Origin of the sequence: Geobacillus sp. Sah69 (assembly GCF_001414205.1) — a bacterium.
Lineage (GTDB): Bacteria > Bacillota > Bacilli > Bacillales > Anoxybacillaceae > Geobacillus > Geobacillus stearothermophilus.
In genome coordinates, this window is sequence record NZ_LLKS01000039.1 from 26845 (window position 1) to 46043 (window position 19199).

At 54.5% G+C, this 19199-nt stretch carries 18 protein-coding genes, 2 pseudogenes and 1 other annotated feature; of the genes and pseudogenes, 19 read left to right on the forward strand and 1 reads right to left on the reverse strand.

Translation table 11 applies throughout. The features are described 5' to 3' along the window. The first annotated feature begins 88 nt into the window (after positions 1 to 88). The 19 genes and pseudogenes from AP057_RS09995 (at position 89) to AP057_RS10090 (ending at position 18928) form a co-directional block, all read left to right on the forward strand. Complete coding sequence (locus AP057_RS09995) at positions 89 to 796, forward strand: response regulator transcription factor (RefSeq protein ID WP_055358665.1); 708 nt, start codon at positions 89 to 91, stop codon at positions 794 to 796. Continuing rightward, positions 789 to 2543, forward strand: a complete 1755-nt coding sequence (gene pnpS, locus AP057_RS10000) for a two-component system histidine kinase PnpS (RefSeq protein WP_055358666.1) — start codon at positions 789 to 791, stop codon at positions 2541 to 2543. Before AP057_RS09995 ends, pnpS begins: the two co-directional genes overlap by 8 nt. Positions 2544 to 2606: 63 nt before the next feature. After that, positions 2607 to 5243 (forward strand): DNA polymerase I, encoded by a 2637-nt coding sequence (gene polA / locus AP057_RS10005; RefSeq protein ID WP_033014420.1) that lies wholly within the window; start codon positions 2607 to 2609, stop codon positions 5241 to 5243. A 97-nt stretch (positions 5244 to 5340) separates the two neighbouring features. Next, the gene (gene mutM, locus AP057_RS10010; RefSeq protein WP_055358667.1) at positions 5341 to 6165 is read left to right on the forward strand and encodes a DNA-formamidopyrimidine glycosylase; all 825 of its coding nucleotides are present in this window, start codon (positions 5341 to 5343) and stop codon (positions 6163 to 6165) included. Positions 6166 to 6193: 28 nt separating this feature from the next. Beyond that, complete coding sequence (gene coaE / locus AP057_RS10015; RefSeq protein WP_055358668.1) at positions 6194 to 6799, forward strand: dephospho-CoA kinase; 606 nt, start codon at positions 6194 to 6196, stop codon at positions 6797 to 6799. A 116-nt stretch (positions 6800 to 6915) separates the two neighbouring features. Next, positions 6916 to 7824 (forward strand): annotated as a pseudogene (locus AP057_RS18160) (glyceraldehyde 3-phosphate dehydrogenase NAD-binding domain-containing protein). 299 nt (positions 7825 to 8123) lie between these two features. Next, a complete protein-coding gene (gene speD, locus AP057_RS10030) occupies positions 8124 to 8498 on the forward strand; it encodes an adenosylmethionine decarboxylase (RefSeq protein ID WP_033008533.1) in 375 nt (124 codons plus the stop codon). A gap of 125 nt (positions 8499 to 8623) precedes the next feature. Further along, positions 8624 to 9022 carry a hypothetical protein gene (locus tag AP057_RS10035; RefSeq protein ID WP_033008532.1) on the forward strand — a complete coding sequence of 133 codons (399 nt, stop codon included), beginning with the start codon at positions 8624 to 8626 and terminating at the stop codon, positions 9020 to 9022. A gap of 67 nt (positions 9023 to 9089) precedes the next feature. Then, entirely contained in the window at positions 9090 to 9551 is a 462-nt protein-coding gene (gene nrdR / locus AP057_RS10040) for a transcriptional regulator NrdR (protein WP_033008531.1), read from the forward strand. 105 nt (positions 9552 to 9656) lie between these two features. Next, positions 9657 to 11048 (forward strand): annotated as a pseudogene (locus AP057_RS10045) (replication initiation and membrane attachment family protein). Positions 11049 to 11059: 11 nt separating this feature from the next. Continuing rightward, positions 11060 to 11992, forward strand: a complete 933-nt coding sequence (gene dnaI / locus AP057_RS10050) for a primosomal protein DnaI (protein WP_033010808.1) — start codon at positions 11060 to 11062, stop codon at positions 11990 to 11992. Positions 11993 to 12278: 286 nt separating this feature from the next. Beyond that, positions 12279 to 13154, forward strand: a complete 876-nt coding sequence (gene ytxC, locus AP057_RS10055) for a putative sporulation protein YtxC (RefSeq protein WP_033014399.1) — start codon at positions 12279 to 12281, stop codon at positions 13152 to 13154. A gap of 321 nt (positions 13155 to 13475) precedes the next feature. Next, on the forward strand, positions 13476 to 15419 hold the full coding sequence (gene thrS, locus AP057_RS10060) for a threonine--tRNA ligase (protein ID WP_055358669.1): 1944 nt from the start codon (positions 13476 to 13478) through the stop codon (positions 15417 to 15419). Between the two features lie 213 nt (positions 15420 to 15632). Next, positions 15633 to 15764: a sequence feature (ribosomal protein L20 leader region), on the forward strand. Then, positions 15760 to 16338 (forward strand): translation initiation factor IF-3, encoded by a 579-nt coding sequence (gene infC / locus AP057_RS10065; RefSeq protein WP_080729625.1) that lies wholly within the window; start codon positions 15760 to 15762, stop codon positions 16336 to 16338. Its footprint overlaps the feature before it by 5 nt. A gap of 13 nt (positions 16339 to 16351) precedes the next feature. Further along, on the forward strand, positions 16352 to 16552 hold the full coding sequence (rpmI, locus tag AP057_RS10070) for a 50S ribosomal protein L35 (RefSeq protein ID WP_011232191.1): 201 nt from the start codon (positions 16352 to 16354) through the stop codon (positions 16550 to 16552). Positions 16553 to 16577: 25 nt separating this feature from the next. Continuing rightward, positions 16578 to 16937, forward strand: a complete 360-nt coding sequence (rplT, locus tag AP057_RS10075; protein WP_011232190.1) for a 50S ribosomal protein L20 — start codon at positions 16578 to 16580, stop codon at positions 16935 to 16937. Positions 16938 to 16994: 57 nt separating this feature from the next. Next, complete coding sequence (locus AP057_RS10080) at positions 16995 to 17246, forward strand: DUF1294 domain-containing protein (RefSeq protein ID WP_033014398.1); 252 nt, start codon at positions 16995 to 16997, stop codon at positions 17244 to 17246. A gap of 15 nt (positions 17247 to 17261) precedes the next feature. After that, positions 17262 to 17747 carry a dUTP diphosphatase gene (locus AP057_RS10085; RefSeq protein WP_011232188.1) on the forward strand — a complete coding sequence of 162 codons (486 nt, stop codon included), beginning with the start codon at positions 17262 to 17264 and terminating at the stop codon, positions 17745 to 17747. Between the two features lie 92 nt (positions 17748 to 17839). After that, a complete protein-coding gene (locus tag AP057_RS10090) occupies positions 17840 to 18928 on the forward strand; it encodes a M42 family metallopeptidase (RefSeq protein ID WP_011232187.1) in 1089 nt (362 codons plus the stop codon). A 28-nt stretch (positions 18929 to 18956) separates the two neighbouring features. On the opposite strand, the gene sspI is transcribed toward AP057_RS10090, so the two are convergent. After that, positions 18957 to 19166, reverse strand: coding sequence for a small acid-soluble spore protein SspI (gene sspI, locus AP057_RS10095; RefSeq protein ID WP_015375579.1), 210 nt, complete (start codon positions 19164 to 19166; stop codon positions 18957 to 18959). Positions 19167 to 19199: the final 33 nt, after the last annotated feature.

A 19199-nucleotide genomic window follows, 5' to 3' on the forward strand; every position in this document is an offset into this window, starting at 1 on the left:
GGGGAGCAGTCTCTTTATTTTTTTCGTGACAAATCGCGAGTTATGGTATCATAAGGGCAGAAACTATCGGATGAAACGGAGGAGCGGCATGGAAAAAAAAATTTTAGTCGTTGATGACGAACAGCCGATCGTGACATTGTTGGCGTACAACTTGGAGAAAGCCGGCTTTCAAGTTGTGGTTGCCTATGACGGCGAAGAAGCGCTCGCCAAAGTGGCGTCCGAACAGCCGGCGCTCATCATTTTGGACTTGATGCTGCCGAAGCTTGACGGTGTCGAAGTGTGCAAGCGGCTCCGTCAGCAGCAAATCATGACGCCGATTTTAATGCTGACGGCCCGCGATGACGAGTTTGACAAAGTGCTTGGCCTCGAGCTTGGCGCCGACGATTATATGACCAAGCCGTTCAGCCCGCGGGAAGTCGTTGCGCGGGTGAAGGCGATCTTGCGCCGTACGGAGATTGCACAGCCGGCGGCGGAGGAGGGCGAGCGGCTTTCTGTCGGCCGGCTCGAGATTTTTCCAAAGCGATATGAGGCGGCGATCAGCGGCAAGCCGCTCGAGCTGACGCCGAAAGAATTTGAGCTGCTCCTGTATTTGGCGCGGCATAAAGGACGGGTACTGACGCGCGACCAGCTGCTCAGCGCGGTATGGAACTATGATTTTGCCGGCGATACGCGCATTGTCGATGTCCATATCAGCCATTTGCGCGAGAAAATCGAAGAGGACACGAAAAAACCGGCATACATCAAAACGGTGCGCGGCCTCGGCTACAAACTGGAGGAGCCCAAGCAGCATGGATAGCTTGCGCAACCGGCTGTTGTTTTGGCTCATCACGCTCATCGTCACGGTTTTGATCGCCCTCGGTTTGCTGCTTGGACAACTGCTCAAACAGTTTTACGCCGAGACGATGAACAAGCGGATGGAAAAAGAGGCGAAAGCGCTCGCCATTTTGCTTGAAAACGAGCCGCTTGAGCAAATTCGCATCGACTTGCACGACATGGGGAACGAGCTGTCATCGCGCATCACGGTGCTTGACCGAAATGAACAAGTGCTCTTTGACAGTGGGCGCATCGCGGCGATCAGCGATGAAGACCATGAGCGCATCATCCGCACCATTTTGCGCAAACAGCAGTTTCCGCGCTTCTCGGTTATTGAAAAAGCGAATGATGTATACTATTACATCGCTCCATACGGACGCGGCTCGGAGCGGGACGGCTATGTCGTGTTAAGCACGCCGACGAGCTCGCTGAAAAAAGTGAACCAGCAAATTTGGGGCGTGCTCACGAGCAGCCTCGGCATGGCGCTTGTTGTCATAATCGCCCTTGTCTTTAAAATCACCAACCAATATATGCGGCCGATTGAAGCAGCGACGAAGGCGGCGTTTGAACTCGAAAAAGGCAACTATGCCGCCCGTGTGCCTGATGGCGAATATAAAGAAGCCGGCATGCTCGTCCGCTCGATCAACCGCCTCGCCCGCAACTTGCAGGAGATGAGCCGGGCGCGGGAAATCCAAACCGAACGGCTTCATACGCTCATTGAAAACGTCGGCAGCGCGTTGTTGTTTATTGACCATCGCGGGCATGTTCATTTGCTCAACCGCACGTTCCAAACCTATTTTCATCTTGAGCCATCCGCCTGCTTGTACCGTCCATATGCCGATGTGCTGCCATACCGCGACGTTGTCCGGCTTATTGACGACATTTTTATTACAGAAACGCCTATCCGCCGGCAAATGCGATTGACGGTCGGCATTGAGCGGAAGCATTTCGACGTGTACGGCGCCCCGATTATCGGCACGAACGCCGAATGGAAAGGGATCGTCGTCGTGTTCCACGACATTACCGAGCTCAAGCGGCTCGAGCAAATCCGCAAAGACTTTGTCGCCAACGTGTCGCACGAGTTGAAAACGCCGGTGACGTCGATCCGCGGATTCGCTGAGACGCTGCTTGACGGGGCGATGAAAGACGAAGCGGCGCTTGAGCATTTTTTGACCATCATTTTAAAGGAAAGCGAGCGGCTGCAGACGCTCGTTGAGGAGCTGCTTGATCTGTCAAAAATTGAGCAGCAAGGGTTTCGGTTGAACATGGAGGACGTCGACGTCGCCCAAGTGATGGCGGAGGCGGTGGCCGTGTTTCGCAAGCAGGCAGCGGAAAAAGGAATCGACTTGCGCGCCGAGGCGCCGCCCGGGTTGACGATCCGCGGCGACAGGAACCGGCTGAAGCAAATTTTGCTCAATTTGCTCGCCAATGCGTTGGCGTACACGCCGGAACGGGGGAACGTCGCCGTTTGGGCGGAAGAAACAGATGATGGAGAAGTGCTCATCCATGTGAAAGATACCGGCATCGGCATTGAAGAACACGAAATCCCGCGCATTTTCGAACGCTTTTACCGCGTCGACAAGGCGCGCAGCCGCAACTCAGGAGGGACGGGGCTGGGCCTTTCGATCGTCAAGCACTTGGTCGAGGCGCATCGCGGCTACATTACGGTGGCGAGCGAAGTCGGGCGCGGCACCGAGTTTACGATTCATTTCCCGAAGCCGGAGCGGTAGCCGGCTTCTTTTTATGGCCGCCCGCCGGCGTGGTACAATAGAACAAGGAACGTCCGAGGAGGGATGATGTTGAAAAACAAGCTCGTCTTAATTGACGGCAACAGCGTGGCGTACCGCGCCTTTTTCGCGTTGCCGCTTTTGCATAACGATAAAGGGATTCATACGAACGCAGTCTACGGGTTTACGATGATGTTAAACAAAATTTTGGCGGAAGAGCAGCCGACCCACATTCTCGTGGCGTTTGACGCCGGGAAAACGACGTTCCGCCATGAAACGTTCCAAGACTATAAAGGCGGGCGGCAGCAGACGCCGCCGGAACTGTCGGAACAGTTTCCGCTGCTGCGCGAATTGCTCAAGGCGTACCGCATCCCCGCCTATGAGCTCGACCATTACGAAGCGGACGATATTATCGGAACGATGGCGGCGCGGGCTGAGCGAGAAGGGTTTGCAGTGAAAGTCATTTCCGGCGACCGCGATTTAACCCAGCTTGCTTCCCCGCAAGTGACGGTGGAGATTACGAAAAAAGGGATTACCGACATCGAGTCGTACACGCCGGAGACGGTCGTGGAAAAATACGGCCTCACCCCGGAGCAAATTGTCGACTTGAAAGGATTGATGGGCGACAAATCCGACAACATCCCTGGCGTGCCCGGCATCGGGGAAAAAACAGCCGTCAAGCTGCTCAAGCAATTCGGCACGGTCGAAAACGTACTGGCATCGATCGATGAGATCAAAGGGGAGAAGCTGAAAGAAAATTTGCGCCAATACCGGGATTTGGCGCTTTTAAGCAAACAGCTGGCCGCTATTTGCCGCGACGCCCCGGTTGAGCTGACGCTCGATGACATTGTCTACAAAGGAGAAGACCGGGAAAAAGTGGTCGCCTTGTTTCAGGAGCTCGGATTCCAGTCGTTTCTCGACAAGATGGCCGTCCAAACGGATGAAGGCGAAAAGCCGCTCGCCGGGATGGATTTTGCGATCGCCGACAGCGTCACGGACGAAATGCTCGCCGACAAAGCGGCCCTCGTCGTGGAGGTGGTGGGCGACAACTATCACCATGCCCCGATTGTCGGGATCGCCTTGGCCAACGAACGCGGGCGGTTTTTCCTGCGCCCGGAGACGGCGCTCGCCGATCCGAAATTTCTCGCTTGGCTTGGCGATGAGACGAAGAAAAAAACGATGTTTGATTCAAAGCGGGCGGCCGTCGCGCTAAAATGGAAAGGAATCGAACTGCGCGGCGTCGTGTTCGATCTGTTGCTGGCCGCTTACTTGCTCGATCCGGCGCAGGCGGCGGGCGACGTTGCCGCGGTGGCGAAAATGCATCAGTACGAGGCGGTGCGATCGGATGAGGCGGTCTATGGAAAAGGAGCGAAGCGGACGGTTCCTGATGAACCGACGCTTGCCGAGCATCTCGCCCGCAAGGCGGCGGCCATTTGGGCGCTTGAAGAGCCGTTGATGGACGAACTGCGCCGCAACGAACAAGATCGGCTGCTGACCGAGCTCGAACAGCCGCTGGCTGGCATTTTGGCCAATATGGAATTTACTGGAGTGAAAGTGGACACGAAGCGGCTTGAACAGATGGGGGCGGAGCTCACCGAGCAGCTGCAGGCGGTCGAGCGGCGCATTTACGAACTCGCCGGCCAAGAGTTCAACATTAACTCGCCGAAACAGCTCGGGACGGTTTTATTTGACAAGCTGCAGCTCCCGGTGTTGAAAAAGACAAAAACCGGCTATTCGACTTCAGCCGATGTGCTTGAGAAGCTTGCACCGCACCATGAAATCGTCGAACATATTTTGCATTACCGCCAACTCGGCAAGCTGCAGTCAACGTATATTGAAGGGCTGCTGAAAGTGGTGCACCCCGTGACGGGCAAAGTGCACACGATGTTCAATCAGGCGTTGACGCAAACCGGGCGCCTCAGCTCCGTCGAACCGAATTTGCAAAACATTCCGATTCGGCTTGAGGAAGGGCGGAAAATCCGCCAGGCGTTCGTGCCGTCGGAGCCGGACTGGCTCATCTTTGCGGCCGACTATTCGCAAATCGAGCTGCGCGTCCTCGCCCATATCGCGGAAGATGACAATTTGATTGAAGCGTTCCGGCGCGGGTTGGACATCCATACGAAAACAGCCATGGACATTTTCCATGTGAGCGAAGAAGACGTGACAGCCAACATGCGCCGCCAAGCGAAGGCCGTCAATTTTGGCATCGTGTACGGCATTAGTGATTACGGTCTGGCGCAAAACTTGAACATTACGCGCAAAGAAGCGGCTGAATTTATTGAGCGATATTTTGCCAGTTTTCCAGGTGTAAAGCAATATATGGACAACATTGTGCAAGAAGCGAAACAAAAAGGGTATGTGACGACGCTGCTGCATCGGCGCCGCTATTTGCCCGATATTACAAGCCGCAACTTCAACGTCCGCAGCTTCGCCGAGCGGACGGCGATGAACACACCGATCCAAGGGAGTGCCGCTGATATTATTAAAAAAGCGATGATCGATCTAAGCGTGAGGCTGCGCGAAGAACGGCTGCAGGCGCGCCTGTTGCTGCAAGTGCATGACGAACTCATTTTGGAGGCGCCGAAAGAGGAAATCGAGCGGCTGTGCCGCCTCGTTCCAGAGGTGATGGAGCAAGCCGTCGCACTCCGCGTGCCGCTGAAAGTCGATTACCATTACGGTCCGACGTGGTACGACGCCAAATAAAAGCGGCCTGCCCGCCAGCTGCTCGGTTTTTCACGGGGCCGCGCAATGAGCTGTTGCTTTAAAACAGGTGCACGAACAGGAAAAGGAGGGAGGCGCCATGCCGGAACTGCCGGAAGTGGAAACGATCCGCCGCACGCTGTTGCCGCTTGTCGCTGGCAAAACGATTGAAGAGGTGCGGGTGTTTTGGCCGAATATCATTCGTCATCCGCAAGACCCGGCGGCGTTTGCTGCCAGGCTGGCCGGGCAGACGGTGCGCGGCATCGATCGGCGCGGGAAATTTTTGAAATTTTTGCTTGACCGGGATATGCTCATCTCCCATTTGCGCATGGAGGGGCGCTACGCGGTCGCCCAGTCCGATGAGCCGCTTGAACCGCATACGCACATTGTGTTTCATTTTACAGACGGCAGTGAGCTTCGTTATCGCGATGTACGCAAATTCGGAACCATGCACGTGTACGCGAAAGAGGAAGCAGACTGCCGGCCGCCGCTCGCTCAATTAGGGCCGGAACCGTTGTCCCCAGCGTTTTCTCCGGCGGTGTTGGCCGCAAAAGCGGCGAAAACAAAGCGGACGGTGAAAGCGTTGTTGCTTGATCAAACGGTCGTGGCCGGGTTTGGCAACATTTATGTCGACGAAGCGCTGTTTCGCGCCGGCATTCTCCCTGGACGGCCGGCTGCTTCGCTGACGGATGAAGAACTTGCACGGTTGCACGAAGAAATGGTGGCGACGATCGGCGAGGCGGTCATGAAAGGGGGAAGCACGGTGCGCACGTATGTGAATACGCAAGGAGAAGCCGGAATGTTCCAGCATCACCTGTTCGTATACGGCCGCAAAGGGGAGCCGTGCAAACGGTGCGGCACCCCGATTGAGAAAATGGTTGTCGCCGGCCGCGGCACGCATTATTGCCCGCGTTGCCAACGCTAGGCAGCAGACAAAAAAGGAGGGGTGCCGAATGGCATTCACGATCGGATTAACCGGTGGAATTGCGAGCGGCAAAAGCACGGTCAGCGCGATGATGCGCGAGCTCGGCCTTCCGGTCATCGATGCGGATGAGGCGGCGCGCGCCGTCGTCCGCCCGGGGGAGGAGTCGTACCGGCAAATCGTCGCTGCATTCGGTCCGGGCATTTTGCGGGCGGACGGCGAAATCGACCGAGCCACACTCGGGGCGATCGTCTTTAACGACGAACAACAGCGGAAAGTGCTCAACGCCATCGTTCACCCAGCGGTGCGGAAAAAAATGCTGGCTGAAAAAGAAGCGCACATCCGCTCCGGAGCGAAGACCGTCGTCCTAGATATTCCGCTGTTATTTGAAAGCGGGCTGACTCATTGGGTGGATAAAGTGCTTGTTGTGTACGTCGACGATGACGTTCAGCTCCGCCGGCTCATGGCGCGCAACGGTTTCACCGAAGAGGAAGCGCTCGCCCGCATCCGCTCCCAGTGGCCGATGGCGGAAAAAGTGAAACGGGCCGATGCGGTGATTGACAACAACGGGACGATCGAAGAGACACGCCGGCAGTTGCTGGCCATTTTGCATCAATGGGACGCCTTGGGAAAATAGGCGTCTTTTTTGCTGCGTTTTATTGATTTTGCTCTCCGTATTTCACAAAAATATGATATACTATTTATGTGGATTAAAATAAATAGTATAACATATATGAGAAGGGAACAAGGTGAATGAAGGCGAAAGTGGCGATTAACGGATTCGGACGAATTGGACGGATGGTATTCCGGAGAGCCATCAATCCTCCCGACCTTGAAATTGTGGCGGTGAATGCTAGCTATCCGCCGGAAACGTTAGCCCATTTGGTGAAATACGACTCCAACCACGGCAAATTCGACGGCGATGTCGCCGCTTTGGAAGACGGATTGCTTGTCAACGGCAAAAAGGTGGAATTGCTGAACTCGCGCGACCGCAACAATTGCCGTGGAAAGAGCTTGATATTGATATTGTGATTGAAGCGACCGGCAAATTTAACTTCCCTCCGAAAGAAGTCTCCTACTTCTAAACGTGAAGGTGCGCCAGCACCAGTGAAAGTGGGAGATGAATTTCGGTTGGCGTTAGCCAACGAATATGATAGAATATGGCTAGAACGGACACCTTCGGAACGAAGGGAAGCGTAAAGGGTTCTTGTGTGTGGCTTACCGTTCAGCGAACACACACAAGTCGCTTGAAGCCCCCACCTCTAAGCGAAGTGTAGGTGGTGGGTAGTTCACAAGGAAAGCTTCATGGCATGGCGTTGCGCGTTCCGACGCCGAACGTGTCGCTTGTCGATTTGGTCGTTGACGTCAAGCGGGATGTGACGGTCGAGGAAGTGAACGAAGCTCTTCTCCGCGCAGCCAATGGTCCGCTGAAAGGCATTTTGGATTTCACGATGGAGCCGCTTGTGTCGATCGATTTCAACACGAACCCGCATGAACCCGCATTCGGCGATCATTGACGGTTTGTCGACAATGGTGATTGACGGCCGGAAAGTGAAAGTGCTCGCCTGGTACGACAACGAGTGGGGCTATTCGTGCCGCGTCGTCGACTTGGCCAGCCTTGTCGCCGCCAAAATGAATGAGCGTCTTCATGTGAGCGCTTAAGCAGTTTTTCTTCCAATCTCGCAATCGTGAAAAGATGCGCAAAGCGTCCGATCCGCCCGTGTGGCGGTGTGGGCGCTTTTTCCTTTTGGCATGCGAAAAATTAAAAAAGCCTGTTGCAAAAACCCCCTAAACAAAGTATACTATGTTTCGTGAACTTCTTAACGGCAAAGGTAATGTGACTACTTAAAGGGTTAGGACCTCTTAGGACTAACTTTCCCCCGTGGTAGTTATACATGCCATTTTGCAACCTACAAATCTGTTTTTTATTTGAGAAAATTGGTTAAAAGGGGGACTTTCGCATGGATACGATGGGTCGTCACGTTATCTCGGAACTTTGGGGATGCGACTTTGACAAACTGAACGATATGGACTTTATTGAAAAAACGTTTGTAGACGCCGCATTAAAATCGGGAGCGGAAATTCGCGAAGTCGCGTTCCATAAATTCGCTCCGCAAGGCGTAAGCGGGGTCGTCATTATTTCCGAATCCCATTTAACGATTCATACGTTTCCGGAACACGGCTATGCCAGCATTGATGTGTATACATGCGGCCATTTAGACCCGACCATCGCCGCGGATTACATCGCCGAAAAGCTTGGCGCGCAAACGCGGGAAACGATTGAGCTGCCGCGCGGCATGCGCCCGATTGAAGTGAAAAAGGCGCACGCGCTGTAATTCCATAACAACGGAAGCAAAAGGAGCGTAAACAGGACGCTCCTTTTTTTACGCTTTCGGCGGTGCCATGGCGGCCAAAATCATGGTATGATGGTGAAAAAAAGAACGATTAGGGAGACGTGGCTATGAGCATGTGGAAAAAGTTGAAGTATGCGTTGACGAACCATTGCGAAACGCGGGAAAACCATGAGGACGCCGAGCTCCGGAGCCATTACTACAAAGCGGCCCACCGCGCTGTCATCGACGCGGTGAAAGAGCTGCTCGCTTCGCTGCCTGACGCCGAGCTGCTTTCCGTTTCCGAAGAGCGCGGCGAGCTTTGCGCCCAAACGCGGCGCGGCCCCAAGCTGTTTATCGTCGCCACCGTCATTTCCGTCCGCCCGTTTGAAACGGCGGTGGACTTTTCGGTGACGACCGAGACAAAGTTCTTGCCGTTTGATTTTGGCCGCAGCCGGGCGGTCATCCTTGAGTTATACCGGAAGCTTGACGGCCGCCTGCCGTATATCGGTTCTGGCCTCAATAGCTGACTATGGCTTGTCTGCCATCTGCCATTCCGGTATGATAGAAGATAAGAAGAGGAACGGAGTGGATGTTATGCGATGTCCGTCATGCCATCACCAAGGCACGCGCGTGCTTGACTCGCGCCCGGCCGAAGAAGGCCGCTCGATTCGCCGCCGGCGCGAGTGCGAACAATGCCACTATCGATTTACGACGTTTGAGCGGGTCGAGGAACCGCCGCTGATTGTCGTCAAAAAAGAAGGGACGCGCGAGGAGTTCAGCCGGGAAAAAATTTTGCGCGGTTTGATCAAAGCGTGTGAAAAACGGCCGGTGGCGCTTGAGCAATTGGAAAAAGTGACGCAGGAAATCGAGCGCGAGCTGCGCAGCCAAGGCGTATCGGAAGTAAAAAGCGAAACGATCGGCGAAATGGTCATGGAGCGGCTGTCGCGCATCGATGAGGTGGCCTATGTCCGCTTCGCTTCCGTCTATCGGCAGTTTAAAGATATCAACGTATTTATCGAAGAGCTAAAAGAGCTGATTAAAAAAGGACAACGGTAAAAGGGCTCGGGCGGGAATGCGGCAGGCCCTTTTTTCAGCTTATTTTTCGGCCGGGAAGGCGAGAGGTGGATGGAAACGAATATGGCAGAATGGAAGGTCGGAGCGATGCCACACCATTGGAAAGAGTTGTTGGCCGTTGATCGGTATATGGTGCAAAGCCGCACTGCGCTGCACGATGCGGACCGAAAAGTGTTGACTATGCTGTATCAGCCGCTGATCGGCCATCGTGCGCTCGCCTTATATATGACGCTTTGGGGGGAGCTCGAGCTGCTTGGCGGCCGGGAAGCGACCCACCATCGGCTTATGGCGCTCATGCAGTGCGGTCTGCCGGACATTTACAGCGAGCGGCTGAAGCTCGAAGGCATCGGGCTGCTGAATACGTACGTCCACGCCCCCGAGGCGGAAGAGCCGAAGCAGTTTGTGTATGAGCTGCGCCCGCCGCTGGCGCCGGATCAATTTTTCCGCGACGAAATGCTCGGCGTCTTTTTGTACCGGCAAGTCGGCCGTCATATGTTTGCCCAGCTGAATGACTGTTTTGCCTGCCCGGTTGTGGATGAGACAAAGTTCACCCGGGTGACGCGCGCGTTTTCGGACGTATTTTCGTCCGTTCATGCTGAACAAATCGTCGCGGGATTCAATGAAGAGGCCGGGCGCGAGCTCGAGCCGCCGGATGGAAAAGTGCACATGGGGCGGGACGAGGCGTCGTATGCGCTCGATGACGGCGTGTTTGATTTTGAGCTGTTTTTTGCCGGCTTGTCGAAACAGATGGTGCCGCGCCGGGCCGTAACCGCGAAAGTGAAAGAAGCGATCAAAAAGTTGGCATTTTTGTACGGCATCCCGCCGCTGGAAATGCAAAAAATTGTYYTYKKYGYMAKCGAWSCGGCATACGAGATTGACATTGACGCCCTGCGCCGGGCGGCCCGGGAGTGGTATGAGATCGAGCACGGCGGCGCCGCCCCGCGCCTTGTCGAACGGGTGCAGCCGCTCGCTTACCGGACGATGGAATACATCGAGCCACGCACAAAAGAGGAGGCGTTGATGAAGCAGCTCGAGACGATCTCCCCGCGCCAGCTTCTGAAGGAAATTTCCGGGGGAGCGGAGCCGTCGCTCGCCGATTTGCAATTGATCGAAGATATTATGTTTCAACAGCAGCTTCTTCCGGGCGTCGTCAATGTGCTGATTTATTACGTCATGCTGCGGACGAATATGAAACTATCGAAAAAATATGTCGAGAAAATCGCCAGCCATTGGGCGCGCAAAAAGGTGCGCACCGTCAAAGAGGCGATGGAGCTGGCTAAAGAGGAAGCAAAGACGTACCAAAACTGGGCGAATGAAAAAGAAAAAGGGACGCGGACAGTGCGCAAAGTCGTGCGCACCGAAATCGTCCCCGACTGGCTGAACATGGATTACAGCCAGCCGGATGATGACGACTTTGATGTGGAACAGGCGCGCAAAGAGCTCGAGGAACGGCTGAAAAAATACCGTGATGGATCGTAGGTGTAAAGGCGATGGAACGAGTAAATCAACTGTTGCAGCGGCTGTTCGGAAACGAAGGGTTCCGGCGGCGCTATGAACAAATGCGGCGCTATATTTTGACGCATCCGGACGTGCAGCCGTTTTTGCAGGCGCACGAGCAGCAGCTGTCGCGCGATGCGGTGGACCGAAGTTTAATGAAGCTGTACGAATTTATCGAGCAACATGGCCATTGCCGCCAGTGCCCAGGGCTCGAGCAATGCCCAAATATGTTGCCGGGGTATCATCCGAACTTGGTGGTCGCCGGCGGGCGAATTGACGTTGAATACGACCGCTGCCCGAAAAAAGTGCAAGATGATGAACGGAGAAGGCAGGAAGCGCTCATTCAAAGCATGTTCGTGCCGCGGGAAATTTTGCAAGCTTCGCTGTCGGATGTGGATCTTAGCGACGATGGGCGCATTAAAGCCATCCAGTTTGCAGAGAAGTTCGTGACGGAGTACGAGCCGGGGAAAAAAATGAAAGGATTGTACTTGTACGGGTCGTTCGGCGTCGGCAAAACGTATTTGCTCGGGGCGATCGCCAATGAACTGGCGAAACGGAACATTCCGTCGCTCATCGTCTATGTGCCGGAGCTGTTTCGCGAGCTGAAGCATTCATTGCAAGATCAGACGATGAACGAAAAGCTCGATTATGTGAAAAAAGTGCCGGTGCTCATGCTCGATGACCTTGGAGCGGAGGCGATGTCGAGCTGGGTGCGCGACGATGTGCTCGGCCCAATTTTGCAATACCGGATGTTTGAAAATTTGCCGACCTTTTTCACCTCCAACTTTGATATGAAGCAACTCGCCCACCATTTGACGTATTCGCAGCGCGGCGAGGAAGAAAAAGTGAAAGCCGCCCGCATTATGGAGCGGATCCGCTCACTCGCGCACCCGGTTGAAATTACCGGGCCAAACCGCCGCGAATGATGGATAAGCGGTCAAACGGCGCGCTTAAGGCGTCCCCTGACGCAAGGGGGCGCCGTTTTTCTGCGCTGGGGCGGAAAGGATGCATTCTCCGCCAGCCGCCAAGGAGCGGAGCATCTTGGCGAATGAACCCGTTGCGAATGTCTGTGCGCTCCGTCCGCCGCAGCCGCCGAGCGGCGCATCCCTGTAGGCGGGAAACGTTGGACGTTTTGCGCTTTTTTAGTCTAAACAGCTGATTGTCCCCATATATATAAACCAAGTGTTGATCTCGGAGAAGGGGGGACAGCGGGTGATCGAAATCCATTTTGACAAGGCAAGCGAGGCGGAGAAACTGTTTTGGCTGCTGAATGAACGGAAACGGGATGCCTGTCCGCTGTTTCACGCCGCTTACGACGGAAACAAGATCGTGGCGGTTTACATATACGGCGATGAGAAGCACGTGCTCGAGACGTATATCATACCAGCCATGACTGCATTTGTGCAGTCTGTCCTCGAAGACCGGCTGTTGTTGTCGATCATTTCCGGTGTCTTTTATTTTCGCGACCGCGAGGAACAGCAGCAAATTTTGGCGCTCGCCCATTCGTTTTTGGACGGTGAACGGCGCGATTATCAGAAAGGGGCGGAGTTTGCTGCTTCGCGCATGGCGCTGCTGCGCGAGGCGTGCGCTTCGTTTTTGCGCGACGGGCTGTCCTTCTCGTTTTCGTCGTTTGTCACCTTTCGGCTGAAGCCGTACATCGAGCGGCTTGAACATTATGTCGGGCTCGCGATTGACGAGTACAAATTGGAGCAAGAGTATCAAACTTTCGTGCAAATGCTGCGCGAATGCCTGGTTGGCCGGACGCCGCAATGGCCGCGCCTGTATTTGGTGCACGACCCGCCGCACTTCGTGTTTTACGACCGCCACCGCCGCGAGCTGTCGGCGGCGGAAGTGAAACGGCTGATCGACCGCCATCTCGTCGTCAGCCAGCCGATGTATATCGATTCTTCGGTGCTCGCGCCGCTTGTCTCGCTTGCTCCGGCGGAAATTGAGCTGTATACCGACCACCCGGATGACGGCATGGTGCAGACGCTGCAAAACGTGTTTCAAGAGCGGCTTCGCCTCCGCCGCCGCGCTGATTTTTCCCGCTTGTTTGTCGCCAGCGCCGGAAATGGGGAAGAATCTTGATTTTTCTTTTCGGTTCCGCTATAATATCGTACATAAATAACCGCATAGACAAGCGATGACGAGGATATGGGTGCATTTTTACGGTTTCCAGAGAGGGAAGGCGGCGGCTGGAACCTTCCTAACACGAAAAATGCGCTTACCCCCTCAGAGCTGTGGCAGCGAACGGAGCGCCCAGTAGTTGCCGCCGGTGGCTAGCCGTTATTGTTGTTGAGCCATGGCGTTGTGTTGCCATGGGAAGAAGGGTGGAACCACGACGAAAACTCGTCCCTTTTGAGGGAGGAGTTTTTTTCTTTTTTAATTATGACAAAGGAGTGATTGCCGATGCCAGACATGATTCGCATCACGTTCCCGGACGGAGCGCAAAAGGAGTTTGCGAGCGGGACATCGACCGAAGACATCGCCGCGTCGATCAGTCCGGGGCTGAAGAAAAAAGCGATCGCCGGGAAACTGAACGGCCGGTTCGTCGATTTGCGCACGCCGCTTCATGAGGACGGCGAGCTGGTGATTATCACCCAAGATATGCCAGAGGCGCTTGATATTTTGCGCCATAGCGCCGCCCATTTAATGGCGCAGGCGATCAAACGGCTGTATCGCAACGTCAAGCTCGGCGTCGGACCCGTTATTGAAAACGGCTTCTACTATGATATCGATATGGAGCATAAGCTGACGCCAGACGACCTCCCGAAAATTGAGGCGGAAATGCGCAACATTGTCAAAGAAAACTTGGATATCGTCCGCAAAGAAGTGAGCCGTGAAGAAGCTATCCGGCTGTATGAAGAAATCGGCGATGAGTTGAAGCTCGAGTTGATCGCTGATATTCCGGAAGGCGAGACGATTTCCATTTACGAGCAAGGCGAGTTTTTCGACCTTTGCCGCGGCGTGCACGTGCCGTCGACCGGCAAGATCAAAGAATTCAAGCTGCTCAGCATCTCGGGGGCCTACTGGCGCGGTGACAGCAACAACAAAATGCTGCAGCGCATTTACGGGACAGCGTTTTTCAAGAAGGAAGATTTGGAGCGCTATCTGCATCTTCTCGAAGAGGCAAAGGAGCGCGACCACCGCAAATTAGGAAAAGAGCTTGAGCTGTTTGCGACGTCGCAAAAAGTCGGGCAAGGCTTGCCGCTTTGGCTGCCGAAGGGGGCGACGATCCGCCGGATCATTGAACGGTATATCGTCGACAAAGAAATCGAGCTTGGCTATGACCATGTGTATACGCCGGTGCTCGGCAGCGTCGAGCTGTACAAAACGTCAGGACACTGGGACCATTACAAAGAAAACATGTTCCCGCCGATGGAAATGGACAATGAACAGCTTGTGCTGCGTCCGATGAACTGCCCGCACCATATGATGATTTACAAAAGCAAGCTGCACAGCTACCGTGAGCTGCCGATTCGCATCGCCGAACTTGGCACGATGCACCGCTACGAAATGTCCGGAGCGCTTACCGGCTTGCAACGCGTCCGCGGCATGACGCTTAATGACGCCCATATTTTCGTGCGCCCTGACCAAATCAAAGACGAGTTTAAACGTGTCGTCAACTTGATTTTAGAAGTATACAAAGATTTCGGGCTTGACGAGTACTCGTTCCGCTTGTCATACCGCGATCCGCATGACAAAGAAAAATATTACGACGACGATGAAATGTGGGAAAAAGCGCAACGAATGCTGCGCGAAGCGATGGACGAGCTTGGTCTCGACTACTATGAGGCTGAAGGGGAAGCGGCGTTTTACGGGCCGAAGCTCGATGTGCAAGTGCGCACGGCGCTCGGCAAAGACGAAACGCTCTCAACGGTGCAGCTCGACTTCCTCTTGCCGGAACGTTTTGACCTTACGTACATCGGCGAAGACGGGAAGCCGCACCGCCCGGTTGTCATCCACCGCGGCGTCGTCTCGACGATGGAGCGGTTTGTCGCGTTCTTGATCGAAGAATACAAAGGCGCGTTCCCGACATGGCTCGCCCCGATTCAAGTCAAGGTGATCCCGGTGTCGCCGGAGGCGCACCTCGATTACGCCTATGACGTGCAGCGGACGCTGAAAGAACGCGGCTTCCGCGTTGAAGTCGACGAGCGCGACGAAAAAATCGGCTACAAAATCCGCGAAGCGCAAATGCAAAAAATCCCCTACATGCTCGTTGTCGGCGACAAAGAGGCGGCCGAGCGAGCGGTCAACGTCCGACGCTACGGCGAAAAAGAGAGCCGGACGATGGGGCTTGATGAATTTGCTGCCTTGTTAGCGGAAGACGTGCGGGAAAAACGGGCGAAATAAGGAACGACCTATGGCGGTCCGACGCGTTTCGGACCGCTTTTTTTCGCGCGCAGGCGGAGGCTGGAGCGCATTGTTGCGGTCAACTGAAAATTTTCTCTTGCTAACGAAGTGAGAATCCATTATAATAAAGGACGTTGTGTTTATCAAGAGCCGCTCCTTGACATGCCATCGCCAAGGTGGTATAGTGTATAAAGTGGAATGATTGCTTGTTTGTAACGAAAGCAGAAGCGCCCGCTTCTCACCTGACCGACGCTAAGAAGGCTGTTGGCAGGTTGTTACGGTTCGCCAACTTTTTGTCCGAACGTCGTGCGCGGGTGCTTTGTGCATCCGCGCTTTTTCGTTGAGAGCGGGCTCTGCCGGCAAACAAGCCAGTTGGAAAAAACCTTGGAGGTGGCTCATTATTAGCAAAGATTTCATTATCAACGAGCAAATTCGTGCCCGGGAAGTGCGCTTGATCGATCAAAACGGCGACCAACTTGGCATCAAGTCGAAGCAGGAAGCGCTCGAAATTGCGGCGAGACGCAACTTGGACCTCGTGCTTGTGGCGCCGAACGCCAAACCGCCTGTTTGCCGCATCATGGATTACGGGAAATTCCGCTTCGAGCAGCAGAAGAAAGAAAAAGAAGCGCGCAAAAAGCAAAAGGTCATCAATGTGAAAGAAGTGCGCCTCAGCCCAACGATCGAGGAGCATGACTTCAACACGAAACTGCGCAACGCGCGCAAGTTTTTGGAAAAAGGCGATAAAGTGAAAGCGACGATCCGCTTCAAAGGACGGGCGATCACCCATAAAGAAATCGGACAGCGCGTCCTTGACCGCTTCTCGGAAGCATGCGCCGACATCGCGGTCGTCGAAACGGCGCCGAAAATGGACGGGCGCAACATGTTTCTCGTGCTCGCACCGAAAAACGACAACAAGTAAGGAGGAAACTGTGATGCCAAAAATGAAAACTCACCGCGGCTCGGCGAAACGGTTCAAAAAGACGGCGAGCGGCAAATTGAAACGCGGCCATGCGTATACGAGCCACTTGTTTGCCAATAAAACGAAAAAACAAAAGCGTCATCTCCGCAAAGCGACGCTTGTCTCGCCTGGCGATTTCAAACGCATTCGCCAAATGCTCGACAACTTGAAATAACGACCGACTATAGGAGGGAACGATTATGCCACGCGTAAAAGGTGGACCAGTGACGCGCAGACGTCGCAAAAAAGTATTGAAGCTTGCGAAAGGCTATTTCGGCGCGAAACACGCGTTATATAGAGTTGCGAACCAGCAAGTGATGAAATCGCTCATGTATGCGTATCGCGACCGCCGTCAACGGAAGCGCGATTTCCGCAAACTGTGGATTGTCCGCATCAACGCGGCGGCTCGCCAAAATGGCTTGTCCTACAGCCGTTTGATGCACGGCTTGAAGCTGGCCGGCGTGGAAGTGAACCGGAAAATGCTCGCCGACTTGGCGGTGAACGATCAAGCCGCGTTCGCCCAACTCGCCGACTTGGCGAAAGCGAATTTGAATAAATAACAACGATGGCCATCCTTGATCAGGATGGCCATTTTCTTATCAAGGAAAGGGATCGATATGGTACAATACGGAATAGCGATCAATCTTCTTGCCTTTTTTATGATGGGGCTCGACAAACAAAAAGCGAAACGCCGCCGCTTTCGCACCGCTGAGCGGACGCTTTGGCTGCTGGCGTTTGCGGGCGGGGCCATCGGTGCGGCAGCTGGAATGTACACGTTTCGCCATAAAACGCGCCATCGGGCTTTTGGCTATGGCTTGCCGCTGTTGGCAGCGGTGGAGCTGTTTCTCTATTGGCGATGGATGAGGTAGAAAGGGGAGGAAAGAATGAATTGGCCTTTGCTTTACGATATGCAGCGCATGTTGGATCGGCGCATTGAAACGGAGCATGGCTTGATGGAGGAAGATTTGTTTGCCCGCAAGCAGCTCGCCTTTCTTGTGGAGCTGGGTGAACTCGCGAATGAGACGCGTTGCTTTAAATTTTGGAGCATCAAACCGCCCGCGCCAGCCGAGCGAGTGCTTGAGGAATATGTGGACGGCTTGCATTTTTTATTGTCGCTCGGGCTGGAGTGCGGCTTGTTTTATGAAGAAAACGAAGCTCCGTCGGCGGGACGGCCGCTTGTCGAGCAGTTTCTTGCCGTGTTTCGCGCCGCCGAGCGGTTCGGGGAGACGAGAGCGCGAGGGGAATATGATGCGCTGTTTGCGGAGTATTGGCGGCTTGGCGTGGCGCTCGGTTTTTCTTCCGATGACATCGAGGCGGCGTATCGGCGGAAAAATGAAGTGAACCACAAGCGGCAAAACGAGCGCTATTGATCTTTTTTTGGATGGCGAATGATTCATTTTGCCAATCGTCAGCCTTTTCAAGTATAATAAAAAAGTGGACAAAACCGGAAAGGAGTACCAAGATGGCGAAGTTGGACGAAACGTTGACGATGCTGAAAGCGCTGACCGATGCGAAAGGCGTCCCGGGCAATGAGCGGGAAGCGCGCGATGTGATGAAGACATACATAGCTCCGTATGCGGATGAAGTGACAACGGATGGCCTCGGCAGCTTGATTGCCAAAAAAGAAGGGAAATCGGGCGGGCCGAAAGTGATGATCGCCGGCCATTTGGATGAAGTCGGCTTTATGGTGACGCAAATCGACGACAAAGGATTCATCCGCTTCCAAACGCTTGGCGGATGGTGGAGCCAAGTGATGCTCGCCCAGCGCGTGACGATCGTGACGAAAAAAGGCGACATCACCGGCGTCATCGGTTCGAAGCCGCCGCACATTCTGCCGCCGGAGGCGCGCAAAAAACCGGTGGAAATCAAAGATATGTTCATCGACATCGGCGCGACAAGCCGCGAGGAAGCGATGGAGTGGGGCGTCCGCCCGGGCGATATGATCGTGCCGTATTTTGAATTTACGGTATTGAACAATGAAAAAATGCTGCTCGCGAAAGCATGGGACAACCGGATTGGCTGTGCGGTCGCCATCGATGTGCTCAAGCAGCTGAAAGGCGTCGACCATCCAAACACGGTATACGGCGTCGGCACGGTGCAGGAAGAAGTCGGCTTGCGCGGCGCGCGCACGGCCGCCCAATTCATTCAGCCGGATATCGCCTTTGCGGTGGATGTCGGCATTGCCGGCGATACACCGGGCGTGTCGGAAAAAGAAGCGATGGGCAAACTCGGCGCCGGCCCGCACATCGTCCTGTACGACGCGACGATGGTGTCGCACCGCGGCTTGCGCGAATTCGTCATCGAAGTGGCGGAAGAGCTGAACATTCCGTACCATTTTGATGCCATGCCGGGCGGCGGTACGGATGCGGGAGCGATTCATTTAACGGGCATCGGCGTTCCGTCGCTCACGATCGCCATCCCGACGCGCTACATCCACTCGCACGCCGCCATTTTGCATCGCGACGACTACGAGAACACGGTCAAGCTGCTTGTCGAAGTGATCAAACGGCTTGACGCCGACAAAGTGAAACAACTGACGTTTGACGAATAAAAACACCGGCCAATTCGGCCGGTGTTCGTCATTGTTTAACCGCCTGCTCGAGCGTGGTGAGCATCATGTCTTTTTGCTGTTCATTGGCGTGCGTCCAAATGGCTTCAAAGAGGACGCCGAGGCCGGGCAAATATTTTTCCTCGCCACGCTGGATCGCGTCCTCGATTGTATTCTCGAGCTGTTCTTTCGAGTTGTTGGCGACGTTGTGCATAATGGCTTTCCGCAAGTTCAAATCCATTTGTCTCACCTCATTGGCCGTATTATACACCGT

Excerpts from the sequence above, each read along its gene's own strand:
- AP057_RS09995 (WP_055358665.1), top strand. The coding sequence starts at position 89 with ATGGAAAAAAAAATTTTAGTCGTTGATGACGAACAGCCGATCGTGACA.
- pnpS (WP_055358666.1), top strand. The coding sequence starts at position 789 with ATGGATAGCTTGCGCAACCGGCTGTTGTTTTGGCTCATCACGCTCATC.
- polA (WP_033014420.1), top strand. The coding sequence starts at position 2,607 with ATGATGTTGAAAAACAAGCTCGTCTTAATTGACGGCAACAGCGTGGCG.
- mutM (WP_055358667.1), top strand. The coding sequence starts at position 5,341 with ATGCCGGAACTGCCGGAAGTGGAAACGATCCGCCGCACGCTGTTGCCG.
- coaE (WP_055358668.1), top strand. The coding sequence starts at position 6,194 with ATGGCATTCACGATCGGATTAACCGGTGGAATTGCGAGCGGCAAAAGC.
- speD (WP_033008533.1), top strand. The coding sequence starts at position 8,124 with ATGGATACGATGGGTCGTCACGTTATCTCGGAACTTTGGGGATGCGAC.
- AP057_RS10035 (WP_033008532.1), top strand. The coding sequence starts at position 8,624 with ATGAGCATGTGGAAAAAGTTGAAGTATGCGTTGACGAACCATTGCGAA.
- nrdR (WP_033008531.1), top strand. The coding sequence starts at position 9,090 with ATGCGATGTCCGTCATGCCATCACCAAGGCACGCGCGTGCTTGACTCG.
- dnaI (WP_033010808.1), top strand. The coding sequence starts at position 11,060 with ATGGAACGAGTAAATCAACTGTTGCAGCGGCTGTTCGGAAACGAAGGG.
- thrS (WP_055358669.1), top strand. The coding sequence starts at position 13,476 with ATGCCAGACATGATTCGCATCACGTTCCCGGACGGAGCGCAAAAGGAG.
- rpmI (WP_011232191.1), top strand. The coding sequence starts at position 16,352 with ATGCCAAAAATGAAAACTCACCGCGGCTCGGCGAAACGGTTCAAAAAG.
- rplT (WP_011232190.1), top strand. The coding sequence starts at position 16,578 with ATGCCACGCGTAAAAGGTGGACCAGTGACGCGCAGACGTCGCAAAAAA.
- AP057_RS10080 (WP_033014398.1), top strand. The coding sequence starts at position 16,995 with ATGGTACAATACGGAATAGCGATCAATCTTCTTGCCTTTTTTATGATG.
- AP057_RS10085 (WP_011232188.1), top strand. The coding sequence starts at position 17,262 with ATGAATTGGCCTTTGCTTTACGATATGCAGCGCATGTTGGATCGGCGC.
- AP057_RS10090 (WP_011232187.1), top strand. The coding sequence starts at position 17,840 with ATGGCGAAGTTGGACGAAACGTTGACGATGCTGAAAGCGCTGACCGAT.
- sspI (WP_015375579.1), bottom strand. The coding sequence starts at position 19,166 with ATGGATTTGAACTTGCGGAAAGCCATTATGCACAACGTCGCCAACAAC.